At 70.2% G+C, this 25,247-nt stretch carries 23 protein-coding genes and 1 pseudogene; 17 read left to right on the top strand and 7 right to left on the bottom strand.

The genetic code is table 11. The annotated features are described in order from the left end of the window. Positions 1 to 5 precede the first annotated feature (5 nt). From CLV40_RS05605 to CLV40_RS39330, 10 genes and pseudogenes are all read left to right on the top strand, one after another. Positions 6 to 1,094 (top strand): vWA domain-containing protein, encoded by a 1,089-nt coding sequence (locus tag CLV40_RS05605; RefSeq protein ID WP_104477590.1) that lies wholly within the window; start codon positions 6 to 8, stop codon positions 1,092 to 1,094. Beyond that, positions 1,087 to 2,199, top strand: coding sequence for an XdhC family protein (locus CLV40_RS05600; RefSeq protein WP_104477588.1), 1,113 nt, complete (start codon positions 1,087 to 1,089; stop codon positions 2,197 to 2,199). The genes CLV40_RS05605 and CLV40_RS05600 overlap by 8 nt, the downstream gene beginning before the upstream one ends. A gap of 144 nt (positions 2,200 to 2,343) precedes the next feature. After that, positions 2,344 to 2,859, top strand: a complete 516-nt coding sequence (locus CLV40_RS05595; RefSeq protein WP_104477586.1) for a (2Fe-2S)-binding protein — start codon at positions 2,344 to 2,346, stop codon at positions 2,857 to 2,859. After that, positions 2,859 to 5,300, top strand: a complete 2,442-nt coding sequence (locus CLV40_RS05590; RefSeq protein WP_104477584.1) for a xanthine dehydrogenase family protein molybdopterin-binding subunit — start codon at positions 2,859 to 2,861, stop codon at positions 5,298 to 5,300. The genes CLV40_RS05595 and CLV40_RS05590 overlap by 1 nt, the downstream gene beginning before the upstream one ends. Then, positions 5,297 to 5,545 carry a hypothetical protein gene (locus CLV40_RS05585; protein ID WP_104477582.1) on the top strand — a complete coding sequence of 83 codons (249 nt, stop codon included), beginning with the start codon at positions 5,297 to 5,299 and terminating at the stop codon, positions 5,543 to 5,545. Before CLV40_RS05590 ends, CLV40_RS05585 begins: the two co-directional genes overlap by 4 nt. Further along, positions 5,542 to 6,396 (top strand): FAD binding domain-containing protein, encoded by an 855-nt coding sequence (locus tag CLV40_RS05580; protein ID WP_104477580.1) that lies wholly within the window; start codon positions 5,542 to 5,544, stop codon positions 6,394 to 6,396. Before CLV40_RS05585 ends, CLV40_RS05580 begins: the two co-directional genes overlap by 4 nt. Before the next feature lie 8 nt (positions 6,397 to 6,404). Next, positions 6,405 to 7,271: an SRPBCC family protein gene (locus tag CLV40_RS05575; protein ID WP_104477578.1), complete on the top strand. Its 867-nt coding sequence runs from the start codon at positions 6,405 to 6,407 to the stop codon at positions 7,269 to 7,271. Positions 7,272 to 7,375: 104 nt separating this feature from the next. Further along, positions 7,376 to 8,314, top strand: a complete 939-nt coding sequence (locus tag CLV40_RS05570; RefSeq protein WP_104477838.1) for a ribose-phosphate diphosphokinase — start codon at positions 7,376 to 7,378, stop codon at positions 8,312 to 8,314. Further along, positions 8,311 to 9,501, top strand: coding sequence for a CapA family protein (locus CLV40_RS05565; RefSeq protein WP_104477576.1), 1,191 nt, complete (start codon positions 8,311 to 8,313; stop codon positions 9,499 to 9,501). The genes CLV40_RS05570 and CLV40_RS05565 overlap by 4 nt, the downstream gene beginning before the upstream one ends. A 314-nt stretch (positions 9,502 to 9,815) precedes the next feature. Further along, positions 9,816 to 9,974, top strand: a pseudogene (locus CLV40_RS39330) (IS30 family transposase); the annotation flags it as partial. Positions 9,975 to 10,439: 465 nt separating this feature from the next. On the opposite strand, the gene CLV40_RS05555 reads toward CLV40_RS39330, so the two are convergent. Then, positions 10,440 to 11,252, bottom strand: coding sequence for a serine hydrolase domain-containing protein (locus CLV40_RS05555; RefSeq protein ID WP_104477572.1), 813 nt, complete (start codon positions 11,250 to 11,252; stop codon positions 10,440 to 10,442). A 42-nt stretch (positions 11,253 to 11,294) separates the two neighbouring features. Between CLV40_RS05555 and CLV40_RS05550 the strand changes: the two genes are divergently transcribed. Then, on the top strand, positions 11,295 to 12,248 hold the full coding sequence (locus CLV40_RS05550; RefSeq protein ID WP_425428223.1) for an o-succinylbenzoate synthase: 954 nt from the start codon (positions 11,295 to 11,297) through the stop codon (positions 12,246 to 12,248). A gap of 69 nt (positions 12,249 to 12,317) precedes the next feature. Here CLV40_RS05550 and CLV40_RS37795 read toward each other — a convergent pair whose 3' ends face one another. Together CLV40_RS37795 and CLV40_RS05545 are read right to left on the bottom strand one after the other, a co-directional pair. After that, on the bottom strand, positions 12,318 to 12,488 hold the full coding sequence (locus CLV40_RS37795) for a hypothetical protein (RefSeq protein ID WP_181043341.1): 171 nt from the start codon (positions 12,486 to 12,488) through the stop codon (positions 12,318 to 12,320). 37 nt (positions 12,489 to 12,525) lie between these two features. Continuing rightward, the gene (locus tag CLV40_RS05545) at positions 12,526 to 14,181 is read right to left on the bottom strand and encodes a DNA repair helicase XPB (RefSeq protein ID WP_104477568.1); all 1,656 of its coding nucleotides are present in this window, start codon (positions 14,179 to 14,181) and stop codon (positions 12,526 to 12,528) included. Positions 14,182 to 14,335: 154 nt separating this feature from the next. Between CLV40_RS05545 and CLV40_RS05540 the strand changes: the two genes are divergently transcribed. Together CLV40_RS05540 and CLV40_RS05535 are read left to right on the top strand one after the other, a co-directional pair. Then, a complete protein-coding gene (locus tag CLV40_RS05540; protein ID WP_146107938.1) occupies positions 14,336 to 14,932 on the top strand; it encodes an LppU/SCO3897 family protein in 597 nt (198 codons plus the stop codon). A gap of 165 nt (positions 14,933 to 15,097) precedes the next feature. Further along, complete coding sequence (locus tag CLV40_RS05535) at positions 15,098 to 15,784, top strand: LppU/SCO3897 family protein (protein ID WP_104477564.1); 687 nt, start codon at positions 15,098 to 15,100, stop codon at positions 15,782 to 15,784. Between the two features lie 78 nt (positions 15,785 to 15,862). Here CLV40_RS05535 and CLV40_RS05530 read toward each other — a convergent pair whose 3' ends face one another. The 4 genes from CLV40_RS05530 to CLV40_RS05515 form a co-directional block, all read right to left on the bottom strand. Next, positions 15,863 to 16,630 (bottom strand): ABC transporter ATP-binding protein, encoded by a 768-nt coding sequence (locus CLV40_RS05530; RefSeq protein WP_104477836.1) that lies wholly within the window; start codon positions 16,628 to 16,630, stop codon positions 15,863 to 15,865. An 8-nt stretch (positions 16,631 to 16,638) separates the two neighbouring features. Then, complete coding sequence (locus CLV40_RS05525) at positions 16,639 to 17,421, bottom strand: ABC transporter permease (protein ID WP_104477562.1); 783 nt, start codon at positions 17,419 to 17,421, stop codon at positions 16,639 to 16,641. Then, positions 17,418 to 18,164, bottom strand: a complete 747-nt coding sequence (locus CLV40_RS05520; RefSeq protein ID WP_181043349.1) for an ABC transporter permease — start codon at positions 18,162 to 18,164, stop codon at positions 17,418 to 17,420. Before CLV40_RS05520 ends, CLV40_RS05525 begins: the two co-directional genes overlap by 4 nt. Before the next feature lie 79 nt (positions 18,165 to 18,243). After that, entirely contained in the window at positions 18,244 to 19,269 is a 1,026-nt protein-coding gene (locus tag CLV40_RS05515) for an ABC transporter substrate-binding protein (protein WP_104477560.1), read from the bottom strand. 653 nt (positions 19,270 to 19,922) lie between these two features. Here CLV40_RS05515 and CLV40_RS05510 point away from each other — a divergent pair. The 4 genes from CLV40_RS05510 to CLV40_RS05495 are packed head-to-tail and all read left to right on the top strand — an operon-like array spanning position 19,923 to position 24,662. Then, on the top strand, positions 19,923 to 22,898 hold the full coding sequence (locus tag CLV40_RS05510) for a sensor histidine kinase (RefSeq protein WP_104477558.1): 2,976 nt from the start codon (positions 19,923 to 19,925) through the stop codon (positions 22,896 to 22,898). Continuing rightward, entirely contained in the window at positions 22,895 to 23,320 is a 426-nt protein-coding gene (locus CLV40_RS05505; protein ID WP_104477556.1) for a roadblock/LC7 domain-containing protein, read from the top strand. The genes CLV40_RS05510 and CLV40_RS05505 overlap by 4 nt, the downstream gene beginning before the upstream one ends. Before the next feature lie 30 nt (positions 23,321 to 23,350). After that, entirely contained in the window at positions 23,351 to 24,076 is a 726-nt protein-coding gene (locus CLV40_RS05500) for a DUF742 domain-containing protein (protein WP_104477554.1), read from the top strand. Beyond that, positions 24,057 to 24,662, top strand: a complete 606-nt coding sequence (locus CLV40_RS05495) for a GTP-binding protein (protein ID WP_104477552.1) — start codon at positions 24,057 to 24,059, stop codon at positions 24,660 to 24,662. The genes CLV40_RS05500 and CLV40_RS05495 overlap by 20 nt, the downstream gene beginning before the upstream one ends. Positions 24,663 to 25,247: the final 585 nt, after the last annotated feature.

Below are 25,247 nucleotides of genomic sequence, written 5' to 3'. Positions count from 1 at the left end.
GCGGCTTGGAGGATCCCCTGCCCGGGCTGGTCGGGTTCGCCGCCGCGGTGCGCGCGGCGGGGGTGGCTTGCGGCCCGGAGCGGGTCCACGCGTATCTCTCGGCGCTCGAGCTGCTTGACGTCGCCGAGGTCGGACAGGTGTACTGGGCGGGCCGCGTGGCGTTGTGCGCCGAGCCCGACGACCTGCCGAAGTACGACGCGGCCTTCCGCGCGTGGTTCGCCGGTGAGATCCCGCGCCAACCGCGCCCCGGTGGGCCTAATCGGCGCAAGAGGGCACATCTGGCCGCTCTTGCGTCCAACGGCGCTGGTGCGGGTGAGGCCAAGCAGGTGGACCGTCTGGCCAGCTCCACCGAGGTACTACGGCACCGCGACATCGCCGAACTGACCGAGGCCGAGCGCGCCCACCTCAGGGAGATGATCGCCCTGCTGCGCCCGGAGCCGCCCCAGCGGACCGGCCCGCGTTGGCGGCCGGACAGGCGCGGGCGGGTGGACGACCGGCGCGTGCTGCGGATCATGCGGGCCAGCGGCGGCGAGCCCGCCCGGCTGGTCCACAAGCGCCGTCGTCCCAGGCCACGGCGGGTGGTGCTGCTCATCGACGTCTCCGGGTCCATGCGCCCCTACGCCGACGCGCTGCTGCGGTTCGCGCATGCGGTGGCCCGCCGCGCGCCTGCCGAGGTCTTCACCCTGGGCACCAGGCTGACCAGGCTCACTCGCCAACTGCGGCAGCGCGACCCCGAACTCGCCTTGACCGCCGCTGCGCGCGCGGTACCCGACTTCGCGGGTGGTACCCGGTTGGGCGAGAGCGTGCGGGCGTTCCTCGACCGCTGGGGACAGCGCGGGGTCGCCCGACGCGCCGTAGTGGTGGTGTTCTCCGACGGGTGGGAGCGCGGCGACGTGACGTTGTTGGGCGACCAGATGGCCAGACTGGCGCGGTTGGCCCACCGCGTGTTCTGGGTCAATCCGCACGCGGGTTCACCGACGTACGAGCCCGTGCAGTCCGGTATCGCGGTGGCGCTACCGCACGTAGACCGGTTGCTCGCGGGCCACAGCGTGGCCACGCTCGATCTCCTGCTGCAAGAGGTGCGCCGTGCGTGACGTACTCGATGGACTCCTGCGCCACTACGACACCGGGGAACCCGCTGCGCTGGCCACCGTCGTGGCGACCTTCTCCTCCGCACCCCGCGCGCCAGGCGCGGCGATGGTGGTCGCGGCCGATGGGACCGTCGCGGGCAGTGTGTCCGGCGGGTGTGTCGAAGGCGCGGTCTACGAGGTGGGACGCGACGTGCTCGACACCGGTCGGCCGGTGCTCCAGCGCTACGGTGTCAGCGACGACGACGCCTTCGCGGTGGGCCTGACCTGCGGCGGGATCATCGACATCTACGTCGAGCGGGTCACCCGGGAGGCGTTCCCCGAGCTGAGCGCGCTGGCCACGTCGGTCCGGGACGAGGAACCGGTCGCACTGGCCACCGTCGTCTCCCACCCCGATGAGGCCAGGTTGGGTAAGAGGGTCGTGGTTTGGCCTGACCGAACGCTTGGCAGCACGGGGTCCGACCGCGTCGACGCGGCGATCATCGACGACGCGCGTGGGCTGCTGGCTTCCGGGCGCAGTGGGACAGTCACCTACGGCCCGGACGGCGAGCGGCGCGGTGAGGGCATGACGGTGTTCGTGAGCACCTTCGAGCCGCCGCCCCGGATGCTGGTCTTCGGCGCCATCGACTTCGCCGCCGCCATGGCGCGTATGGGCGCCTTCCTGGGTTACCGGGTCACGGTCTGCGACGCCCGACCGATCTTCGCGACCGCGAGCCGCTTCCCCAGCGCGCACGAGGTCGTCGTCGACTGGCCCCACCGCTACCTCGCGGCGGAACTGGTGGCAGGGCGCGTGGACGAGCGCACCGTCGTGACCGTGCTGACCCACGACCCCAAGTTCGACATCCCCGTGCTGGAGATCGCGCTACGCAGCGATCTCGGCTACATCGGCGCGATGGGGTCCCGGCGCACGCACGAGGACCGGCTGGCCCGGTTGCGCGCGGCGGGCGTCGGCCCGGTGGAACTGGCCCGGCTCGCCTCGCCCATCGGCCTCGACCTGGGAGCGCGCACGCCGGAGGAGACCGCCGTGTCGATCGCCGCCGAGATCATCGCCACCCGGTGGGGTGGTGGCGGGCGCCCGCTCTCCGTCCTCTCCGGACGGATCCACGGCTGATCTCGCAGCTCAGCGGGGTAGTGGTGGGTTCAAGATCGCGAGTTGTCCACAGGCGCCGGGGTGGGGGCTTGTGCGGATGCGCCGACCAGGGGCAGGCTCGTCTGTGAGCCCGATCACCCCGCTCCCACCCAGTCTGGAGGCCCGATGCGGATCACCGTCACGGTCGATGGAACGGCCTACACCGACGACGTCGAACCACGCCTGCTGCTCGTGCACTACCTGCGCGAGGTCGTCGGCAAGACGGGCACCGTCGTCGGGTGCGACACGAGCAACTGCGGGTCGTGCACCGTCCACCTCGACGGGCGCAGCGTGAAGTCCTGCTCGGTGCTGGCCGTGCAGGCCGACGGCCGCGAGGTCACCACGGTCGAGGGGCTGGCCAGGGACGGGGAGCTGCACCCGGTCCAGCGGGCGTTCCACGACAACCACGCGCTGCAGTGCGGGTTCTGCACCCCGGGGATGATCATGCAGGCGATCGATCTGCTGGCCGACGACCCCGACCCGGACGAGCGGGCCGTGCGGCACGGGCTCGAGGGCAACCTCTGCCGGTGCACGGGCTACCAGAACATCGTCCGCGCGGTCCGCGACGCGGCCCACCGGATGCGCCCCGGCGCGGGTCCGGAGGCCGAGCGGGTGGCGGGCCAGATGGTGGGTGGTGAGTGATGACCACGACCGCCGAACCCGAGGTCGGCCGCGCCCGGCTGCGCAAGGAGGACGCGCGGCTGGTCACCGGCCGCACCCGCTGGACCGACAACCTCACCCTGCCCGGCCTGCTGCACCTGGCGTTCCTGCGCAGCCCGGTCGCGCACGCGCGGATCACCGCCGTCGACACCGAGGAGGCCCGGCGGATGCCGGGGGTCATCGCGGTGTTCACCGGCCGCGACCTGGCCGCGGCCCAGGGCAGCCTGCCGTGCGCGTGGCCGATCACCCCCGACCAGAAGGCGCCGCCCGCGCCGCCGCTGGCCGTCGACCAGGTCAACTTCGCCGGTGAGGCGGTAGCGGTGGTCGTCGCGCGCGGGGCGGCGCAGGCCCAGGACGCGCTGGTCGGCATCGACGTCACCTACGCCGACCTGCCCGTCGTGCTCGACCTGGCGAGCGCCGCGGCCGACAGCGACCTCGTCCACCCCGACCTGGGCACGAACCGGTCCGCGCGCTGGGTGTTCGACTCCGCCGAGGCGGGCACGGGCGGCGACGTGGACGCGGCCATCGGCGCGGCCGAGGTGCTGATCGAGCGCACGTACCGCCAGCAGCGGCTCATCCCGGCCTTCATGGAACCCCGGTCGGTCGTGGTCGACCCGACCGGCGAGCAGCTGACCATGTGGTCGGCCACCCAGATCCCGCACATCCTGCGGCTCATGCTCGCCCTCACCACCGGCACACCGGAGCACAAGGTCCGCGTCATCGCCCCGGACGTCGGCGGCGGCTTCGGCGGCAAGCTCCAGGTCACCCCGGAGGAGGTGGTGGCCATGGTCGTCGCCCAGCGGATCGGCAAACCGGTGAAGTGGACCGAGACGCGGTCGGAGTCCCTGCTCTCCGCCCACCACGGCCGCGACCAGCTGCAGAAGCTCACCCTGGCCGCCCGGCGCGACGGCACGGTCACCGGGCTCAAGGTGGAGCTGCTCGCCGACATGGGCGCGTACCTGCGGCTGGTCACCCCCGGCGTGCCGATCCTGGGTGCCTTCATGTTCAACGCCATCTACAAGTTCCCGGCGTACCGGTTCGAGTGCACGAACGTGTTCACCACCAAGGTCCCGACAGATGCCTACCGTGGTGCGGGCAGGCCGGAGGCGACGTACGCCATCGAGCGGCTGATGGACGAACTCGCGGTCGAACTCGGTCGCGACCCGATCGAGGTGCGCGAGCAGAACTGGATCAAGCACGACGAGTTCCCGTTCACCACGGTCGCCGGGCTGGAGTACGACAGCGGCAACTACGAGGCCGCCACCGCCCGCGCCAAGGAACTCCTGGGTTACGACGCGCTGCGGGCCGAGCAACGCGAACGGCGTGCCCGGGGCGACGTCGTCCAGCTCGGCATCGGCACGTCGACGTTCACCGAGATGTGCGGGCTGGCACCGTCCCGCGTGCTCGGCGCGCTGTCCTACGGCGCGGGCGGTTGGGAGCACGCACAGATCCGGATGCTGCCCAGCGGCAAGGTCGAGGTGGTCACCGGCTCGTCCGCGCACGGCCAGGGCCACGAGACGGCGTGGAGCCAGATCGTCGCCGACCAACTGGGCGTGCCGTTCGAGGACGTCGAGGTACTGCACGGCGACACGCAGATCTCACCGCGCGGGCTGGACACGTACGGGTCGCGCTCGCTGACCGTCGGGGGCATGGCGGTGCTCAAGGCGGGGGAGAAGGTCATCAAGAAGGCCCGGCGGGTCGCCGCGCACCTGATGGAGTGCGCCGAGGACGACCTGGAGTTCGCGGGCGGGCGGTTCACCGTCCGGGGCACCGAGCGGTCGACCGGCATCACCGACGTGGCGCTGGCCGTGTTCGCCGCCCACGACCTGCCGGACGGCGTCGAACCCACCCTCGACTCCGAGGCCACCTTCGACCCGGACAACTTCTCCTTCCCGCACGGCACCCACCTGTGCGCGGTCGAGGTCGACACGGAGACCGGCTTCACCCGAATCCGCAAGTACGCCTGCGTCGACGACGTGGGCAAGGTGGTCAACCCGATCATCGTCGAGGGCCAGGTCCACGGTGGCCTGGCGCAGGGCATCGCCCAAGCGCTGTACGAGGAAGCCATCCACGACGAAAGCGGAACCCTGACCACGGGAACCCTGGCCGACTACCTGGTCCCCTCCGCCGCCGACCTCCCGCACTTCGACACCGACCGCACCGAAACCCCCTCCACCACAAACCAACTGGGCGCCAAGGGCGTCGGCGAAGCAGGCACGATCGCCTCCACCCCAGCCGTGGTCAACGCGATCGTCGACGCGGTCCGCCACCTGGGCGTCAACGACGTGGAAATGCCTTGCACCCCATACCGAGTCTGGGCCGCCATCAACGGCGCCAACCCAAGCACCCCATCCACCACACCGGCCCCCGGCGGCGGCCTGGGTTCCGTCACCCCGACCGAGCCCACCGGAGGTACGGCATGACCCCCACAGCGCTCGCCCGGCTCACCCCGTCCAACGTCCCAACCGAACTCCCACCGCTCGCCGTCACCTCCCGCTTGGGCACGATCCCCTCGGCGTTCGTCCACCCCACCCTCTCCATCGCCCCGGCCGAACTCCCACTGCTGGCCGCCGGTGGCGCTGTGCTCGACGCGGTCGCGAGCGCATCGCTCCCATGGGGAGGGCTTGGCTCCCGTCACACCATCGAATCCACCGGAGGTGCGGCGTGATCCCCGCGGCGTTCGACTACCTCGTACCCTCCACTGTGGACGAAGCGGTCCGGCTGCTGGCCGACGCGGGCGAGGAGGCCAAGATCATCGCGGGTGGGCAGAGCCTGATCCCGGTGCTGCGGCTGCGGCTGGCCGACCCGGGCAAGCTCATCGACCTGGGCCGCATCCCGGAGTTGCGCGGCATCCGCGACGACGGCGACGCCATCGTCATCGGCGCGATGACGACCCACTACGACGTCCAGCGAGATCCCCTCGTGCACGATCACGCCTCGCTACTACGACTCGCCACCGACACCGTTGCCGATCCGCAGGTGCGGCACCAGGGCACGCTCGGTGGCGCCGTCGTCCACGCCGATCCGGCGGGCGACCTGCTCGCCCCGGTCCTGGCGCTCGACGCGGAACTGGTGGTGTGCGGCATGGACGGTCGCCGGTCGGTGGCCGCCAAGGACTTCTTCGTCGACTACTTCACCACCGCCCTGCGCCCGGAGGAGATCCTGGTCGAGGTGCGCATCCCCAAGCACACCGGCTGGGGCGCCCACTACGAGAAGTTCAACCGCGTCGCCCAGGCCTGGTCGATCGTTGCCGTCGCCGCGACCGTCCGCGCGGAGAACGGCGTCATCACCGACGCCCGCGTCGCGCTGACCAACATGTCCTCGATCCCGGTCCGCGCCCACGCCGTCGAAGCCGCCCTGATCGGCGGCCCGGCCAGCCCCGGGGCCATCACCTCCGCCGCCGCCCACGCCGCCGAGGGAACCCGCCCGACCAGCGACACCAACGCCGACAGCACCTACCGCCAACACCTGGCCCGCGTCCTCACCTCGCGCGCCCTGACCGCCGCCGTCGGCGCGTAGGGGGAACCGTGGAACTCGAACACCGCTTCGCCGTCCCCGCCGACATCGACACCGTCTGGACCGCACTCCTCGACCCCGAACGCGTCGCCCCCTGCCTGCCGGGCACCACCCTCACCGGCGTCGACGGCCCCAGGTTCACCGGCACCGTCAAGGTCAAACTGGGCCCGATCTCCCTCCTCTACCGCGGCACCGGCGAGTTCACCGACCGCGACGACGGCAGCTACCGCCTGGTGATCAAGGCATCCGGAAAGGACGCCAAGGGCAACGGCACCGCCGCCGCCACCGTCACCCTGACCCTCACCGCCGACGGCCCGGACTCCACCACGGGAAACGTCGCCACGGACCTCACCATCACCGGCAAACCCGCCCAACTCGGCAGGGGACTGATCTCCGAGGTCGGCGCCCGACTCCTCGACACCTTCGCCACCAACCTCGCCGACACCCTCACCACCCCGGAACCGGCTGCCACTCCCTTACCCGATCAGCAACCCGAAGCCCCAGCCAACGACAAGGAGGACATACCGACCAGCTCCACCCCGGGCGACGGCCCACCGCCCGCGGGCGAACGGGACGAGCACACCCCGGCCGCTGCCGAGCCCGACCACCCCGCGGCGGAGACCGAGGGGCCGCCGGCTTCTGCCGACGATCAGCCACAGCCGAGTGCGGCGGACGACAGCACCCCGGCTGCCGGGCAGCCCGGTCAGGCCACGGGGGAGTCCGCCACCAAGGCGCCACCGCTGCGCGCGGTCACCCCGGAGGCCGAACCCATCGACCTCCTTGAATACGCGGGTGCCCCGGTCGGTCGGCGGTTGCTGCCGGTGGTGGTCGCCGTCGCTGTGGCGCTCCTCGTCCTCTTCTGGCGTCGGCGGAGGTGAGGTCACACGGTCGGTGAAGCCCTGATTCGGCTGGCCACTAGGGTTGGGTCGCAGCGATGCTGCGATGTCACGGCCCGGAGTTCGGTTCGAATCAGGGAGTGCTCGTGCGCGAGATCGCGTTGTTCGGCGGTAGTGCCCACCCGGAGCTCGCCGCGGAGATCTCGGCGCAGCTGGGGGTGCCGCTGCGCCCGGTGAAGGTGGAGCGGTTCGCCAACGACTGCATCGAGGTGCAGTTGCAGGCGAACTGCCGCGAGCGCGACGTCTTCCTCATCCAGCCGCTGGTGCAGCCGGTGCAGGAGAACCTGGTCGAGCTGCTGCTGATGCTCGACGCCGCCCGCGGCGCCTCGGCGGCCCGGACGACGGTCGTGCTGCCCCACTACGCCTACGCGCGGTCGGACAAGAAGGACGCGCCGCGGATCTCCATCGGGGCCCGGCTGGTGGCCGACCTGATGGTCGCCGCCGGTGCGAACCGGGTGCTGGCGATGACCCTGCACTCGCCGCAGGTGCACGGGTTCTTCAGCGTGCCCGTCGACCACCTGCACGCGCTGAGCGAGCTGGCCGGGCACTTCCGCAAGCTCGACCTGTCCAACACCACCGTCGTCTCGCCCGACCTCGGCAACGTCAAGGAAGCCGCCCGCTTCGCCCGCCTGCTCGGCGTCCCCGTCGCGGCCGGGGCCAAGCAGCGCTACGCCGACGACCGGGTCGCCATCTCGTCGGTGATCGGCGAGATCGACGGCCGCGACATCATCGTCCTCGACGACGAGATCGCCAAGGGCAGCACCGTCATCGAACTCTTGGCCCGCCTGCGCGAACACAACGTCCGCTCCGTCCGCGTCGCGTGCACGCACGGCCTCTTCGCCGCCGGGGCCCTCACCCGCATCGGCGCGCACCCGGAGGTCCTGGAGATCGTCTGCACCAACACGGTCCCCCTGCACGAGCGCTCCGACAAGCTCACCGTCCTCTCCATCGCCCCCGCACTGGCCGAAGCCGTCCGCCGCATCCACAACGGCGAATCCGTCAGCGCGCTCTTCGATGCCCAATGACCAAGCCCGCCACTGAGATCGCCGCTGTTCGACCGGCCGCGCGGTTCGCCGCCTGCCTCGCGACCGCCGCCGCGTTCCTCTCCGCCTGCACCGGGGACCCCACCGTCGGGCAGGTGCCCGACGAGCCGACCGGCACCACAGCCGCCACCGGCGGTTCGGTGCAGCCGTCGACGCCTACCGCCAAGCCCGGTACATTCACCCTCATCGCGGGCGGCGACGTCCTCATCCACCCCGCCCTCACCGAACAGGCCACCAAGGACGGCGGCGGTTCGCGGGACTACGGCCCGCTGCTCGCCGGGATCAAGCCCGCGCTGGACGCCGTCGACGTGGCCGTCTGCCACCTCGAGGTGCCGATCGCCGACAAGAGCGGGCCGTTCAAGGGGTACCCGCAGTTCAGCGCGCCGCCGGAGCTGGCGCCCGCGCTGGCCACGACCGGGTTCGACACCTGCTCCACCGCCTCCAACCACACCCTCGACCAGGGGCCGACCGGCGTCACCAACACCCTCGACGCACTCGACGCCGCGAAGATCACCCACACCGGCTCGGCGCGCAGCCAGCAGGAGGCCGCCACGCCCCTGATCCGCGACGTGGCCGGGGTCAAGGTCGGTTTCCTGTCCTACAGCTTCGGCTTCAACCAGGGCACCACCCGCCCGGCCGCCACCCCGTGGCTGGCCAACCTCCTCGCCCCCGACGCCGTGCTCGCGGCGGCGCGCAAGGCGAAGCAGGCGGGCGCGGAAGTCGTCGTCGCGAGCCTGCACTGGGGCATCGAGGGCCAGCACAACCCCAGCACCGACCAGCAGCGCATCGCCAAGCAGCTGCTGAACGACCCGTCGATCGACCTGATCATCGGCCACCACGCGCACGTCGTGCAGCCCTTCGAGAAGATCAACGGCAAGTGGGTCACCTACGGCCTCGGGAACCTCGTCGCCCGGCACGAAGAACCCAAGGGCGACACCGAGGAAGGCGCCCTGGCCCGCTTCCGGTTCACCAAGTCCCCCGCCGGCTGGACCGTCGACCGCGCCGAGTACCTCCCCACCCTCGTGGACCTCGGCCCACCCATCCGCCTCCGCGACCTGACCCACGACACAACCGTCGACCCCATCCGAAAAGCAGCCGCCCTCGAACGAACCGACGACGTCGTCCTCAGCCGCAAGGCAGGCGAAGCAGGCCTGACCCGCCCCACCTAAGCCGAACAAGATCAACCCCGCCGGAATCCCCCGTTTTCAACGCTACCGCGCGCCACCAACCAAGAGAATCCCTTGGCGGCGCGCTGTGGATGGCTCGGGCGCATGTGGACAACTCGACGAGACGAGCGTCCGGTGACCGGGAAAAGCCGGAAGGGCTTGACCTCAAGGGGTCGATGCGCCGGGCATGGGATGATCTTCGTGGATGAGTGATCGGAGATCGTGTGGTTGCGCTGCGGGCCATGATGTGCAAGGCCCTGCGGTCGGGCCGGGCGAAATAGGTGTCTCCGTCGGCGAAGCGGCCCAGGCGCGACCTGATCGTGGGCGTGGTCAACATCGGCGAGCGCCTGAAAGAGGCCGGCGACCGTGCCGTGCCTGGCTTCTGGGAGGGCGACCTCGTCCTTGGATCCGCTTGCGAATCCCAGATCCTGACCCTGGTGGAACGGCTGACGCGGTTCGTGATGCTGTTCCGGGTCCCGCACGACCGGTCCGCGGACCGGATCGCGAGTTCAACGGTCGCCCTCGACAGGCCCTGGATTGGGTACAAACCCGTCGAGAAGCTGAACGAACTGCTGGTCAAACACGGTGGCGCGACGACCTCTTGAGGTCAAGGGTCCCCCGTTGTCAACGCTACCGCCCGCCGTCAAGCAAGAGGAACCGTTGGCGGCGCGCTGTGGACAACTCGGGCGCATGTGGACAACTCGACGAGACAAGCGTCTAGTGATCGGGACAGGTCGGAGGATCCCCCGATTTCAACGCTACCTTCCTCGTTGGTCAGCGGGGAATACCTTGGTGTTTGTTGGTGGACAAGTCGGGGTCATGTGGATAACCGGCCAGGGACGCGGTGCGCCAATACGCTTGCGGTGCACTGGGATCGCGCCTCAGCGGGCTGGTGGTCTGTGGACAGGTAGCGGCTATGTGGATAGCCGGCCGGGCCTCGATCAGCGCGTGGCGAGGTCGTGCAGGATCGCGTCTGTGAAGGGGGGCCACGCCGCTATCGCCCAGTCGCCGAAGGGGCGGGTTGTCAGGGTGACGCAGGCGGCTTTTGCGGTCGGGTCCACCCAGAGGAAGGTGCCTGATTGGCCGAAGTGGCCGTAGGTTTCCGGCGAGCTGGTTTTTCCTGTCCAGTGTGGACTCTTGTGGTCGCGGATCTCGAAGCCCAGGCCCCAGTCGTTCGGTTTCTGCATGCCGTAGCCCGGCAGCACGCCGTTGAGGCCCGGGAAGGCGACGGTGGTCGCCGCCGCCAGCGTCTCCGGGGACACCAGGGTCGGGCGCTGCAACTCCGCGGCGAAGCGGGTCAGGTCGGCGCAGGTGGAGACGCCGCCCGCGCCTGCTGAGCCCGGTAGGGACGACGTGACCATGCCGAGCGGGTCGAAGACGGCTTCGGTCAGGTACGTGGCGAACGGGATGGACGTGGCCTCGGTGATCGTCTCGGCCAGGACCTCGAAACCCGCGTTCGAGTAGATCCGACGGGTACCCGGCTCCGCCTGCTGGGTCCGCGTGTCGAAGGCGAGGCCCGCGGTGTGGGCGATGAGGTGCCGGACGGTCGCGGGACCGGCCTGCTGGTCCCACTCCACCGCCCCCTCCTCCACCGCCACCAGCACCGCGTAGGCCGTCAGCAGCTTCGTCACCGACGCCAAGGGGAACTCCCGCCCCTGGTCGCCGACGCTGCCCACCACCACGCCGTCCGCCGTCACCACCGCGGCCGCCGCCGCGTCGACGGGCCACCGCCCCACCAAGTCCAGACCCTGCATGCCCCGACCCTATGAGAGGGTCGGTCTGCCACGATGCTCGGTGTGTTCGCCGAGCAGTCGCGGGTCTACGCGATCCCCATGCGCACCCGGTTCCGGGGTATCACCGTCCGCGAGGGACTGCTGCTCCGGGGGGACGCCGGGTGGGGTGAGTTCTGCCCGTTCCACGACTACTCCGATGCCGAGGCCGTGCCGTGGTTGGCCAGTGCGCGGGAGGCCGCTGAGCACGGGTGGCCCGAGCCGGTGCGCGACCGGGTGCCGGTGAACGCCACCATCCCCGTCGTCGACCCGCGGCGCGCCGGGGAGATCGCGGCCGCCTCCGGGTGCGCCACGGCCAAGGTCAAGGTCGCCGATCCCGGGGCCGACCTGGCCGACGACGTCGACCGGGTGGCCGCCGTGCGGGACGCGCTCGGGCCCGGCGGCAAGGTGCGGGTCGACGCGAACGGCGCGTGGGACGTCGACACCGCGGTGCGGGCCATCCGCGACCTCGACAAGGCGGCGAACGGTCTGGAGTACGTCGAGCAGCCCTGCCGCACGATCGAGGAACTCGCCGCCGTGCGCAGGCGGGTCGACGTGCCCATCGCCGCCGACGAGTCGATCCGGCGGGCCGAGGACCCGATGCGGGTCGCGGTCGCCGGGGCCGCCGACATCGCCGTGCTGAAGGTCGCGCCGCTGGGCGGGGTGCGCCGGGCGCTGGCGGTGGCGGAGGCCTGCGGGCTGCCGTGCGTGGTGTCGTCGGCGCTGGAGACCAGCGTCGGTTTGGCCGCGGGCGTGGCATTGGCCGCCGCCCTGCCGGAATTGGATTACGCCTGCGGTTTGGCGACTTTGTCCCTGTTGACCTCCGATGCCGTTTCGCGCCCTTTGCGCGCTATCGACGGATGGATTCCCGTTCTGCGCGAAGCGCCCGCGCCGGACACCTTGCGCGAAGCGGACGACGACACCCGGGATCTTTGGCTGTCCCGACTCGGGCGGGTTTCCGCCCTTGTTCGTCGATTTTAAAACGTGAGCAAGGCGCATTTTAGTGGCACCAGGGACTGGAGTGTCCCTGGTGGCCGGTGAGGCGCTGTACTAGCTGTTCAGTGCGCTGATTATCGGTTCAGCACGGTGTATGAACATGTCCTCTGAGTGGTAGTGCTCGAACTCGTAAGCGGCTCTGCGCGCCTCGATGATCGCCTGACGCACGCGGGCCATCGCGTCCTGAGTCGACTTCTGTTCCGGAATCGGCAGCGGTAGTGTCATGACGGCGTACCTTCCCCCGCCGCGACCGAATCAAACCTCAACCCGGGATTTGTGGCCCCAAAAGGTCATCGGCGTCGCAGATGCGGTACGCGTACCCCTGTTCGGCCAAAAACCGCTGACGGTGCGCGGCGTATTCCGTGTCCAGTGTGTCGCGGGCGACCACCGAGTAGAAATGCGCCTGCCGACCGTCCGCCTTCGGCCGCAGCAGCCGCCCGAGCCGCTGGGCCTCCTCCTGCCGCGACCCGAACGTGCCCGACACCTGCACCGCCACCGACGCCTCGGGCAGGTCGATCGAGAAGTTCGCGACCTTCGAGACCACCAGCGTGCGCAGCTCGCCCCGGCGGAACGCGTCGAACAGCTCCTCGCGCTCCTTGTTCTTCGTCGACCCCTGCACGACCGGCGCGTCCAGCTCGGCGCCCAACTCCTCCAACTGGTCCAGGTACGCGCCGATGACCAGCGCGGGCTCGTCCGGGTGCCGGTCGAGGATGGACCGCACCACCGGGATCTTGGTGTGCGCGGTGGAGCACAGCTTGTAGCGCACGTCCGCCTCGGCGGTCGCGTACTGGAGCCGCTCGTTCTCGGTGAGCGTCACCCGCACCTCGGTGCACTCCGCGGGCGCGATCCAGCCCTGCTGCTCGATGTCGCGCCACGGCACGTCGTAGCGCTTCGGCCCGATCAGGGAGAACACGTCGCCCTCCCGGCCGTCCTCGCGCACCAGGGTCGCGGTGAGGCCAAGCCTGCGGCGGGACTGCAGGTCGGCCGTCATCCGGAACACCGGGGCGGGCAGCAGGTGCACCTCGTCGTAGACCACCAGGCCCCAGTCGCGGGAGTCGAACAGCTCCAGGTGCCGGTACTCGCCCTTGGACTTGCGGGTGATCACCTGGTAGGTCGCGATGGTGACCGGGCGGACCTCCTTGCGCTCACCGGAGTACTCGCCGATCTCCTCCTCCGTCAGCGACGTCCTGGCGATCAGCTCCCGCTTCCACTGCCTGCCCGCCACGGTGTTGGTGACCAGGATCAGCGTCGTGGCCTGCGCGTGCGCCATCGCGGCCGCGCCGACCAGGGTCTTGCCCGCCCCGCAGGGCAGCACGACCACCCCCGAGCCGCCCGCCCAGAACGACTCGGCGGCCAGCCGCTGGTAGTCGCGCAGCTGCCAGCCGTCCTCGACCAGGGTGATCGGGTGCGCCTCGCCGTCGACGTAGCCCGCCAGGTCCTCCGCGGGCCAGCCCACCTTGAGCAGCACCTGCTTGAGCCGCCCGCGCTCGCTCGGGTGCACCACCACGGTGTCGGCGTCGATCCGCGCGCCCAGCATCGGGGTGATCTTCTTGTGCCGCAGCACCTCCTCCAGCACCGCGCGGTCGATGGAGGTCATCACCAGGCCGTGCGCCGGGTGGTTCTGCAGCGTGAGCCGCCCGAACCGGCCCATGGTGTCCACGATGTCGATCAGCAGCGGCTGCGGCACCGGGTAGCGCGAGTAGGTCGACAGGGCGTCCACGACCTGCTCGGCGTCGTGCCCGGCGGCCCGCGCGTTCCACAGCGCCAGCGGGGTCACCCGGTAGGTGTGCACGTGCTCGGGGGCCCGCTCCAGCTCGGCGAACGGCGCGATGGCGGTGCGCGCGGCGGCCGAGCTGGGGTGGTCGACCTCCAGCAACAGGGTCTTGTCGGACTGCACGATCAGCGGGCCGTCGGTCACTTGTCCCTCGCTCCTGCGCTCGGCTTGACTCGCAATTGTCGCAAATTCGGTAAGAGGCGTGCGCGGGCACAGTTCGGTAACCGACGGCCATCGGCGCCTACCGGCCCGCTACCGTCCACGGGCCCACACGCCAGCCGTCGACCCGGGGTAGCGCATGAGCCAGCCAGACGAACCCGAGGCCACTCCCGTAGTGGACGCCGAGCCGGTAGAGGCCACCGGTAAGGCCGAAGACCCTGTGCAGGCGGTGGACACCGAGGAGCCCAAGAAGCGCGGTCTGATGCCGTTGTGGGCCGTCGCGCTGACGGCGGTGCTCATCGTGGCGGGCTCGTTCGTGCTGTTCCGGTACGTCTTCAACGGCTCCTCCTCCGAGGCCTGCGCGTCGGTCACCGGGGTGGGCGACGCGGCCAAGGTCGAGTTCGTCGACTGCGACGACGACAACGCCACCTTCCAGGTCGCCACCCGCAAGCCCGCGAACACCCCGGGCTGCCCCGAGGGTGCCTACCGGGAGATCCCCCGCCCCGACGAGCTGCTCTGCCTGGTGCCCAACTTCGTCGCGGGCAACTGCTACGTGCCCGACGACCCGAACCAGGCGTTCCGGGTCGGTCGGTGCGAGGACGCCCTGGCCATCCGCATCGTCAAGGTTGTCGAGGGCACCTCCGATGCCTCCGCCGTCTGCCCCGAGGGCAACGGGCTCGGCTACCCGGAGCCACCGACGGCGGTGTGCGTCTCGACTCCGATCGCCGGACGCTAGTCCGGTTCGGTCATAGTTCTCACACACCGTGATGGGAACTATCTGGTCAAAACGCTGGTCCGCCGTTCGAGTGAACCGCTACTGTGCGTCCGCCACACCGCTCGAGGTTCGCACTGGGGGCCGGTGTCGCACTACTTCCGGTAAGAACCAGCAAGAGGTGTCAGCATGTCCAACCCGCAGCAGCCGGGTCAGTTCAACGCGCCCCAGGGTGGCCCGCAGGGCGCTCCCCTTCCCCCGCCGCAGGGCGCCCCGGTGCCGCCGCCGTACCAGCCGCAGGCCGGTGGCACCCCGCCGCAGGGTTTCCCGCCCGCCCCCGGCGCTGTCCCCCCGCCGCCCGCCAAACGCGGCGGCGGCAAGCTGGTCCGCATCATCGTCGCCATCGTGGTCGCCCTCGCGGGTATCGGCTTCGCCGCCTACCGCGCGATGGACGACGTGGACACCGCGGAGGCCGGGGACTGCATCCAGCTCAAGAGCATGGACTCGTCCAACAACGTCGATCTCGACAAGATCGACTGCGGCAGTCCGGATGCCTCCTACAAGGTCGGCAAGAAGCTCGATGGCAGCGGTGCCAAGTGTCCCGAGGGTGACTACGACGAGTTCTACAAGTCCGGCAGCAGCGGCTACAAGGTCTGCGTCTACTACAACGCCGCCAAGGGCGACTGCTTGACGGACCTGAAGACCAAGCCGCACAAGGTCGCCTGCACCGCGGCCCACGAGGCCGAGGTCGTCGAGGTCGTGCAGGGCAAGAGCGCGGCGGGCACCTGTGCCGCCACCCTCCCCGAAGACGACGCGGTGGCCGAGCAGAACTTCTCCGAGCCCCCCTTGACGATGTGCTTCCACGCCAAGGCGTGATCTGACGATCGAGGGGCCCACCGGATTCCGGTGGGCCCCTCGATCGTTCCTCTACGTGTCAATCGGACATTTCCGTCCTTATCGGACGCGGGCGGGTGCGCTCGTCAGCAGACCGGCCACCCTGGCCCGCAGGTCCACGAAGGCGTCGCTGGACCGCGTGGTGATCTGGTCCCGGTGCTGTCCCAACGGGACGTCCAAGTCCGCCACTACGGTCGCGGGCGACTTCGACAGCACGAGCACCCGGTCACCCAGGTACACGCTCTCGTCGATGTCGTGGGTGACCAGCAGCACCGTCGTGTCCTGCTCACGGCGCACACGCAGCAGCAGGTCCTCCAACTCGAACCTGGTCTGCGCGTCCACCGACGCGAACGGCTCGTCCATCAGCAGCAGCGACGGCCGGTAGGCCAGCGCGCGCGCAATCGCCACCCGCTGCTGCATACCGCCCGAGAGCTGCCACGGGTACTTGCGACCCGCCCCGTCGAGACCCACCGCCGCCAACGCCTCCGCCGCACGCGTAGTGCGGTTTCTGCGCGTCAGCTTCCGCAGCGGGAACTCCACGTTCTTGGTCACCGACAACCACGGGAACAACGAGCGGCTGTAGTCCTGGAACACCACGGACAGGTCCGACGGCACCCCGTCGACCGGGTTGCCGTGCAGGCTCACCGACCCGCGGGTGGGCTTGATGAGCCCCGAGATGGTGCGCAGCAGCGTCGACTTACCGCAGCCCGACGGTCCCACTACGCACACCAGCTCGCCCGGGTCCACGGTGAACTCGAGCCCGTCGATCGCGGTGTGCGTGCCGTCCTTGCCGCGGTAGGTGTGGCCGAGGCCGCGCACCTCCAACATCTTCATCGCTAGCCTCCGGTGGCCAGTGCCCGCGCCTCGAGCGAGTGCCGCGGCTGCCACGCCAGCGCACGCCGCTCCAGCAGCAGGAGCAGGGAGTTGAACAGGTAGCCCAGCACGCCGAGCAGCACGATCCAGGCCCACATGCCGGGTGCGTCGTAGTTGTCCTTGGCCAGTGCGAGCTGGTAGCCGATGCCGTTGAGCGAGCCGACCAGCTCGGAGATGACCATCAGGATCAGCGACATCGACAGGCTCAGCCGCAGACCCGCGAACACCTTGGGCAGCGCGGACGGCAGCACGACCCCGAGGAGCCACTGCGCCCGCGACAGCTTGAACACCCGGGCGGTGTCCACCTTGGTCGAGTCCACCCCGCGCGCGCCGTCGACCGTGTTGAGCAGCACCGGCCACACCGCGCCGAAGATGATCACCGGCAGCTGCATCCGGGTGATCCCCACGGTGGCGGCGAAGAACGGCACCAGCAGCGGCGGCGGGATCGAGCGCAGGAAGTTGAACACCGGACCCAGCGCCAGCCGGGCGGTGTTCGACCGGCCGAGCAGGACACCCAGCACGACCCCGATCACCGCCGCGACCGCCCAGCCCAGCAGCAACCTGCCGATCCCGGGGACGATGTCCTCGGTGAGGCTGTCGGAGGACCACAGCCGCACCGCGGCCTCGGCGATGGTCGACGGCGGCGAGAAGTACGGGTGCGCCGCGGCCCGGGTCAGCAGTTCCCAGACCACGACCGCGACGGCGAAGACGATCCACCGGTGGGCGAAGCGCAGCAGGCGGTTCACCGCTCACCACCCCGCGGCAGGCTCCAGGCGAACAGCCTGCGGTGCAGCCACTCCAGACCGAAGTTGGCACCGAGGCCGACCAGGCCCGCGATGACCGTGCCCGCGAGCACGTCGTCCATGTTGAGCCCGCCCGCGCTGGCCTCCAGCACGAACTGCCCGATGCCGACGGTGCCGCCGGAGAACAGCTCCGTGCTGACCACCACCGCCAGCGCGATGGCGAACGAGAGCCGCACGCCGGTGAACACGAAGGGCGCCGCGCTGGGCAGCGCCACCCGCCGCAGCACCCCGAACCCGCCGGTCCCGAAGGCCCGCGCGGTCTCGGTGTGCAGCGGATCGATCTCGTCGAGGGCGTACATGGTGTTGAACAGGATCGGCCACAGCGCGCCGAACACCGCCAGCACGATCTTGGTGTCCGGGCCGGTGCCGATGGTCACCACGGCCAGCGGGATCAGCGCCACCGACGGGATCGGCCGGAGGAACTCGACCAGGGTCATGACCGCGTGCCGCACCGGCGGCACGCTGCCGAGCACCAGCCCGGCGGGCACCGCGACCGCGATCGCGATGCCGAGGGCGATCAGGGTGGCCAGGACGGTGGCCACCAGCGCCCGTTGGAATCCGGTCTCACCGAGCAGGGTGACCACCCTGGGCAGCACGGCGCTCGGTGGACGCAGGTAGTAGCCCGGAACCAGATCGGTCCGGCTGGCGACTTCCCACACGGCGAAGAAGCAGGCCAGACCGATCAGGCTCACCGCGGCTCGTCGAGGAGCTGCGCTCACAGTCTTGTACGGCTCCCGGGGCGGCCCCGGGAGCCCGCCTCCAGACCTACTTGTTGGTGGCCGGGCTCAGGATCATGGCGGACACGTCGAGCTTGCCCTTGATCACGTCGAACTCCTGCATCAGGTTCGCCACGCGCTGGATGCGGTTGGCCTCCAGCGAGGTCGAGTAGGTGGCCACGGTGACCAGCTTCGCGGTCTCCTGGTCGACCTTGGCGTACTTGACGAACATGGGCTCGATCTTCGACCGGTCGGTGGCCTCGGACTGCGCCTTGGTCAGCGCGCGCTGGAAGGCGGCGATGGTCTTCGGGTTGGCGTTGGTGAACTTGCTCACCGCGACGTAGCCCGACATCGGCATCTCGGCGGTGGGGCCGGACGCGCCGTCGAAGACCGGCACGGCGCCGACCTTCTTCATCGCGGTGGTCACCCACGGCTCGACGACCACGGCGCCGTCGACGGTGTGGTTCTGCATCGCCGGGATCATGTCGGGGAAGCTCATCGGCACGAACTGCACCTGCGAGTAGTCCACGCCCTCGGTCTTGAGGATCGACATCGGCGCGAGGTCGGTCATGGTGTTGCGCTGGGTGATGGCGATCTTCTTGCCGGGCGCGTCGGTCGCCTTCTTCAGCGGCGAGTCCGGCAGCGCGACCACGACGATGTGGCCCTGCTTCGCGGTGAGCGCGTCCGCGACGATCTTGAAATCAACGGTCTTGGTGCTCTGCGCGAGCAGCGGCGCCGGGTACGAGGCGAACGCGATGTCGATGTCGCCGCCGGTGGCGCCGTCGATCGACGCCTTGCCGCTGGCGACCACGACGGGCTCGACCTCGAGCCCCTCCTTGGCGAAGTAGCCCTGCTCCAGGGCGTAGTAGAACGGTGCGACATCGACGACCGGAAGGACGCCGACCCGGATCTTCGACTTCTCCACAGCGCCACCGGTGTTCTGCGTGCCGGTGGAGCCCGCGTCGTCGCCGCCGAGCAGCCCGCATCCGCTCAGCGAGGCGAGCAGGGACGCGGTGAGCAGGGCGATCGGCAGACGGAGCCGGGCGATCCGTCTGGTGGCAACGCTTCGAAGCATTAGCTGACTCTCCTCGTAGGAGGTGGGTTTTGTCGAGGTGCTAGCTGTAGCCCTGCGGCACACGCCGGACGCACTCTAGAGACAGTCGGGTGCGTGTCACAATGAGTGTGCGCAAGATGCCATGCGGTGAACTCTCTCACTGAATCGGGTAACGCCGTTGACCCAACCGGGCGAACCTTGCCGTGCCCCTGACCAGGGGTTACGTTCCGTAGTGGGGCGTCTAGGCTGATAGTGATTGGTCATCCATATGGGCGAAGGTAGGCATGGAGAAATCCACCACTACATCACGCCGAGAAAATGTTGTCGGGCCTAACTAACGGACACTGGCTGTGATGATGCCCTGGAAGGGTTACATCGTGACCGTGAGTTCGCTACCTTCTGTGCCCACAGTGCAGGCACTCACCTCTTAGTGGTGGCGAGGGGAGCGGTCGTCGTGCTCGCGAGTAACGTTGGGCCGTCCCGGTCCGACATCTTGCGGCGGCCGCTACTGCCCCGAGTGGCCCGCGAGGGTCGGTACCTCCACTGGGGTAGTTGTCCGTTGGAGCAGGCCTGCTGAGCGACGGGCTACTGGCTCGGATGCAGGGAGTGTGCTGGCAGTGCCCGATCACACCACTGGGGTGGTCTCAGGCCCAGGGAAAGACGGTGGTGCCGCCGTGGCAGACGTAGACAGCGAGGCGGTCATCGCGAACGCCCGCCCCACCGGTCGCAAGACCGTGGAGGGCGGCTCGCGCTGGAAGCTCCGCAACTGGCGCCTGCGCACGAAGCTGGTCGCCGTCCTCATGGTGCCCGTCATCACCGCGGTCGCGCTGGGTGTGCTGCGCGCGACCGAGGACCTCAAGCGAGCCGACACCTTCGAGCAGGCCGCCGCCAGCGTCACCGCGACCCTGGACGTCATCGCGCTGGTGCACGAGATGCAGACCGAGCGCAACCTGATGGTCTTGTACGTCGCGGGCGGCCGCAAGGGCGACTCCGGCAACGTGCAGGGCCAGATCCAGCGGACCAACGCGTCGCTGACCAAGCTCAGCCAGACCGTCTCCAAGACCTCGACCACCAACGGCGACCTGCTCACCTCGCTGAGCAGCAGGCTCGGCGCGGTCGAGGCCATCCGCGACGCCGCGCAGAACAGCCAGTACCCCGACGTCGCGGTCTACCAGTCCTACACCGCGCTGCTGGAGAACGTGCTGGCCGCGGGCTCCGAGTTCACCGCGTCGCTGGCCCAGCCCGAGATCTCCCGGCTGGCCGCCGCCTCGCTGGCGATCGTGGAGGCCAAGGAGTTCCTCGGCCGCCAGAACGCCATCCTGATGATCGCCGCCGCGCGCGGTGCCTTCCCGGCCGGTCTGCTCAACCAGGCCCGCGCCGCGGAGGCCAGCTACAACGCCTCCATCGCGACCTTCCGCGCCAACGCGGACAACAGCGAGGCCCAGTTCTTCTCCGACACCTTCTCCGGTGCCGAGGTCGACGACCGCGAGCGGCTCAAGCAGACCGCGTTCGTGCACGCCGACAAGGGCACCACCGTGGACGTGCCGGTCACCCGGCTCTCCTCCGACGCCACCGCCACCGCGGCCTCGCTGAAGAAGGTCGAGGTCACGCTGCTGGCCAAGCTGCGCAACCTGGCCGCGCAGTCCGCCGACGACGCCAAGACCAGCGCCTGGCGCGACTCGCTGATCGTGTTCTTCGCGATCCTCGCCGCCCTGGTCGTCACCTTCATCGTCGCCCGCTCGCTGCTGGTGCCGCTGCGCGTGCTGCGCCGCGACGTGCTGGACGTGGCGAACCGGCGGCTGCCGGAGACGGTCGGCCGGATCCTCGCCGACCCCGACCCGGTGGAGGCGGCGAAGAACGCCGTGGAGCCGGTGCCGGTGTTCACCAGGGAGGAGACCGGCCAGCTGGCCCGCTCCTTCGACGCGGTGCACGACCAGGCGGTCCGGATGGCGACCGAGCAGGCGCTGCTCCGCGACAACATCAACTCGATCTTCGTCAACCTGTCCCGCCGGTCGCAGACCCTGGTCGAGCGCCAGCTGTCGCTGATCGACCGGCTGGAGCAGGACGAGCAGGACCCCGACCAGCTGGCCAGCCTCTTCGAGCTCGACCACCTGGCGACCCGCATGCGGCGCAACTCCGAGTCGCTGCTGGTGCTCTCCGGCTCCGGCCTGAGCCGCCAGCTGTCCCGGCCGGTGCCCGCCGCCGAGGTCGTCGGCGCGGCGGTCTCCGAGGTCGAGCAGTACGCCCGCATCGAGGTGCTCTCCGCCCCCGAGGTGGCGGTGCAGGGCCGCGCGGTCTCCGACCTGGTCCACCTGATCGCGGAGCTGCTGGACAACGCGACCTCGTTCTCCGAGCCGGAGAAGAAGGTCTACGTGCGGATGGCCGTGACCCGCAAGAAGGAACTGGCCATCCAGATCACCGACTCCGGCGTCGGCATGAGCGACGACGAGATCGAGGCCGCCAACGCGCGCCTGGCCGACCCGCCCGACCTCGACGTCTCGGTGACCAGGCGAATGGGTCTGTACGTGGTCGCCCGGCTGGCCAAGCGGCACGAGGTCAAGGTCCGGCTGCGCGACAACGAGGACATCGAGGGCGGTCTGATCGCCCGGATCACCGTCCCGTCCAACCTGGTGCAGACCTCCGGGTCGGCCCAGCCGACCAGCATCGTGGCGCAGACCCCGAGCCTGGGCGACACCGCGGTCAAGGCCAGCGGCATCGCGGGCGCGTTCAGCGGCGGCACGCCGCGGTCGCGCACCGAGGGCGCGGGCCTGCTCGCGGAGTCCCAGGTCGACCGCCCGGCCGAGCAGGTCGCGGGCTACCCGGCCTTCGACCCGACCGCCTTCGGCGCCAACGGCAACCCCGAGGACACCGGCGGCTGGGGTCCGCCCGCGTCCCCGGAGGAGATCAGCGCCCGGCTCAACGGGCACCTGGTCGACGACCAGATCACCGGCTCGCTGTTCGGGCTCCCGCTGCCCGAGACCGCGCCGGACGCCGACCACGACGACGCGGGCACCTACAACCCGGTGACCCCGCGCGACGAGCAGCCGCGACCCGACCGGGGCGTCGACGCCCCGACCGAGCGGCTGCCGATCTACGAGGCCGTGCTCTCCCAGTGGTTCGAGGCCGGTGACACCGGGTCCACCCCGCCGGTCACCAACGGCCACACGCTGGACGACGAGGACACCGAGCCCGAACCCGCGCACACCGGCGAGGAGACCCAGGTCACCGAGCCGGTAGCCGCCCCGGTCGAGGACGCGGACGGGGACGAGGCCCCCGAACCGCAGCCGGAACCGGAACCGGAGCCCGAGCCGGTGACCGCCAAGGCCGACGCCTGGCGCTCGCCGGGCGACGACGGTTGGCAGCGGGCCCGGGCCCTGCTCGACACCTCGGCGGAAACCATCACCACGGCGGGCCTGCCCAAGCGCGTCCCCAAGGCGCACCTGGTTCCGGGCTCCGCCGCCCCCCGGGAGGAGACCACCGCGGAACAGCCCGCGGTGCCCCCGCTGCCTCCACGTTCGGCGGACGCCGTCCGCGGCCGCATGTCCAGCTTCCAGCAGGGGGTCCGGCGTGGCCGGCATGCCCTCATCGACGCCTACGCTGGTGACCAGACCGGTTCAGACGAGAGCCGCCAAGACGAGGAGCAGGAGTGACGACCGCGTCCGTACAGCAGCCCGGTAGCTTCGGGTGGCTCATCACCGACTTTGTCCGCCAGGTGCCCGGCGTGGCGCACGCCGTGGTGGTGTCCGCCGACGGGCTGCTGCTCGCGGGGTCACAGGGCTTGCCCCGAGACCGCGCCGAACAGCTGTCCGCGGTCGCCTCCGGTCTGGTCAGCCTGACCGCCGGGGCGGCGAGGTGCTTCGAGGCAGGTGGCGTCAACCAGACCGTGGTCGAGATGGACCGGGGCTACCTGTTCCTCATGTCGATCTCCGACGGTTCGTGCCTGGCCGTGCTCGCCGCGCCGAACTGCGACATCGGCCTGATCGCCTACGAGATGACCCTGCTCGTCGAGCGGGTCGGCCAGCAGATGACGCCGGAGCTGCGCGCGCAGCTCCAAGGCGCGCAACGCAGGTAGCAGCGGGCGAAACGACCGGGGTGAGACGAGATGAGCACGGGCCGCAGACCCACCAGCCGACGCGCCGAGGACGACTTCTCCTACCGGGACCTGTTCGAACCGGAAGCGGCTTTCGGCGACGCGGAGTTCGAACACCCCGGCGAACAGCAGGACGAGCCTGATCGGAGGCTGGCCGACATGTCGGAGCGAGGTTGGGACGAGATGTCCGAACCGGGACTCGGCGAGCCGCCGAACCGGTTCGACATCGACGGGTTCCGCGCCCGCCTGTTCGGTGGGCCGAGCGCCACGCTCTACGGCGACCCCGGCATCCCCGCGCAGTCGGACTGGGACAGCAAGGAGATCCCCGCCGTCCCGGCCGAGCCGGAACCCGAGCTGGAGCTCGAGATCCCGGACCCGGCCGAGCTCGCCCCGCACGAGACCGGCTCCCTGGTCCGCCCGTACACCAAGACCGGGGGCCGCACCCGGTCCGACTACGATCTGGCGATCGAGGCGCTGGTGTCCACCAGCGACCGGGGCAAGCACCCCGACGCCGCCGTCCGGCCGGAGCACCGGTCGATCTGCGGTCTGTGCCTGGACACCCGCTCCGTCGCCGAGGTCGCCGCCCACCTCCGGCTGCCACTCGGGGTGGCGCGGGTACTGATCGGTGACATGGCCGGTATGGGCCTGGTCTCGATCCACCAGAGCGGCATGGTCGTCGGTGACCGGCCGTCGATCGAATTCATGGAAAGGGTGCTCAGTGGGCTCCGCAAGCTCTAGTCCTCTCAGCGCGCGCGGCGCTAACCCACAGCCGACCACCTCGGCCAAGATCGTGGTCGCGGGCGGGTTCGGCGTGGGCAAGACGACCCTGGTCGGGTCCGTCTCGGAGATCGTCCCGCTGACCACCGAGGCCGTCATGACCGAGGCCAGCGTCGACGTCGACGACCTGTCGTCGACGCCGAACAAGGTCACCACCACGGTCGCGATGGACTTCGGCCGCGTGTCGCTGGACTCCGACCTGATCCTGTACCTGTTCGGCACCCCGGGGCAGCACCGCTTCTGGTTCATGTGGGACGACCTGGTGCGCGGCGCGATCGGCGCCATCGTGCTGGTCGACACCCGCCGCCTCGCCGACGCCTTCGCGTCCATCGACTTCTTCGAGGACCGCGGGCTGCCTTACGTGATCGCGCTGAACTGCTTCGACCGGGTTCTGCACCACCGGATCGACGACGTCCGCGAGGCGCTGACGGTGGAGCCGACGGTGCCGATCGTGACCACGGACGCGCGGGACCGGGACTCGACGAAGGAAACGCTGATCACGTTGGTGGAGCACGCGATGCACCAGCGGATGTCGCGGGCGGTCTGAGATTTCTGGTTGCTGTGAGGAGCCCCCGGTTTCGGGGGCTTTTCGCTTTTTCGGGGGTTGTCCACAGGCTTGATCGTCTTTGGCGCTGGGTGTCGGTGTGCGTCGGTAGGATGGTTACCGGGGGCCGGAGGCGTGGGTTGATCTTGCTGGCTGTGTCTGTTTTGGCTGGTGGGGTGGGGGCTTGGGCGCGGGGTGTTTCGTCCCGGCGTGGTTGGGTTCTTGTGATCGTGTGGAGGTTCTGACCTAGCGTGGTCGCGTTCTTGTGATCGCGTGGACGTTTTGACCCAGCGTGGTTGGGTTCTCTCGTGGTCCTAGCGCGAGTTTTCGAGCGTTGCTCGATGGGGTGAATTGTCTTTGCGCGGGGCCCCTACGAGCCTGCGGTGGGGAAGAGCGGTGGGATGGGCAAGCCACCCCACCTGCGGGAGAGCTTGGCAGGCTCGTCCCCCCACACAAAGACAATCCACACCCATCGAGCAGTTCAGACGGGCGCGGTGGGTTCAGTGGTGGGTCAGGCTGGCAGACGTCGAGGGCCGGCGGGTTCGGCTTGGCGGGGTGGGGGAAGTTGCGGGGGCGCTGTGGTGGGTG

It is taken from the genome of Actinokineospora auranticolor (genome assembly GCF_002934265.1).
Lineage (GTDB): Bacteria > Actinomycetota > Actinomycetes > Mycobacteriales > Pseudonocardiaceae > Actinokineospora > Actinokineospora auranticolor.
Note: the sequence above shows the minus strand (reverse complement) of the source record. Positions and strands in the feature narration are given on the sequence as shown.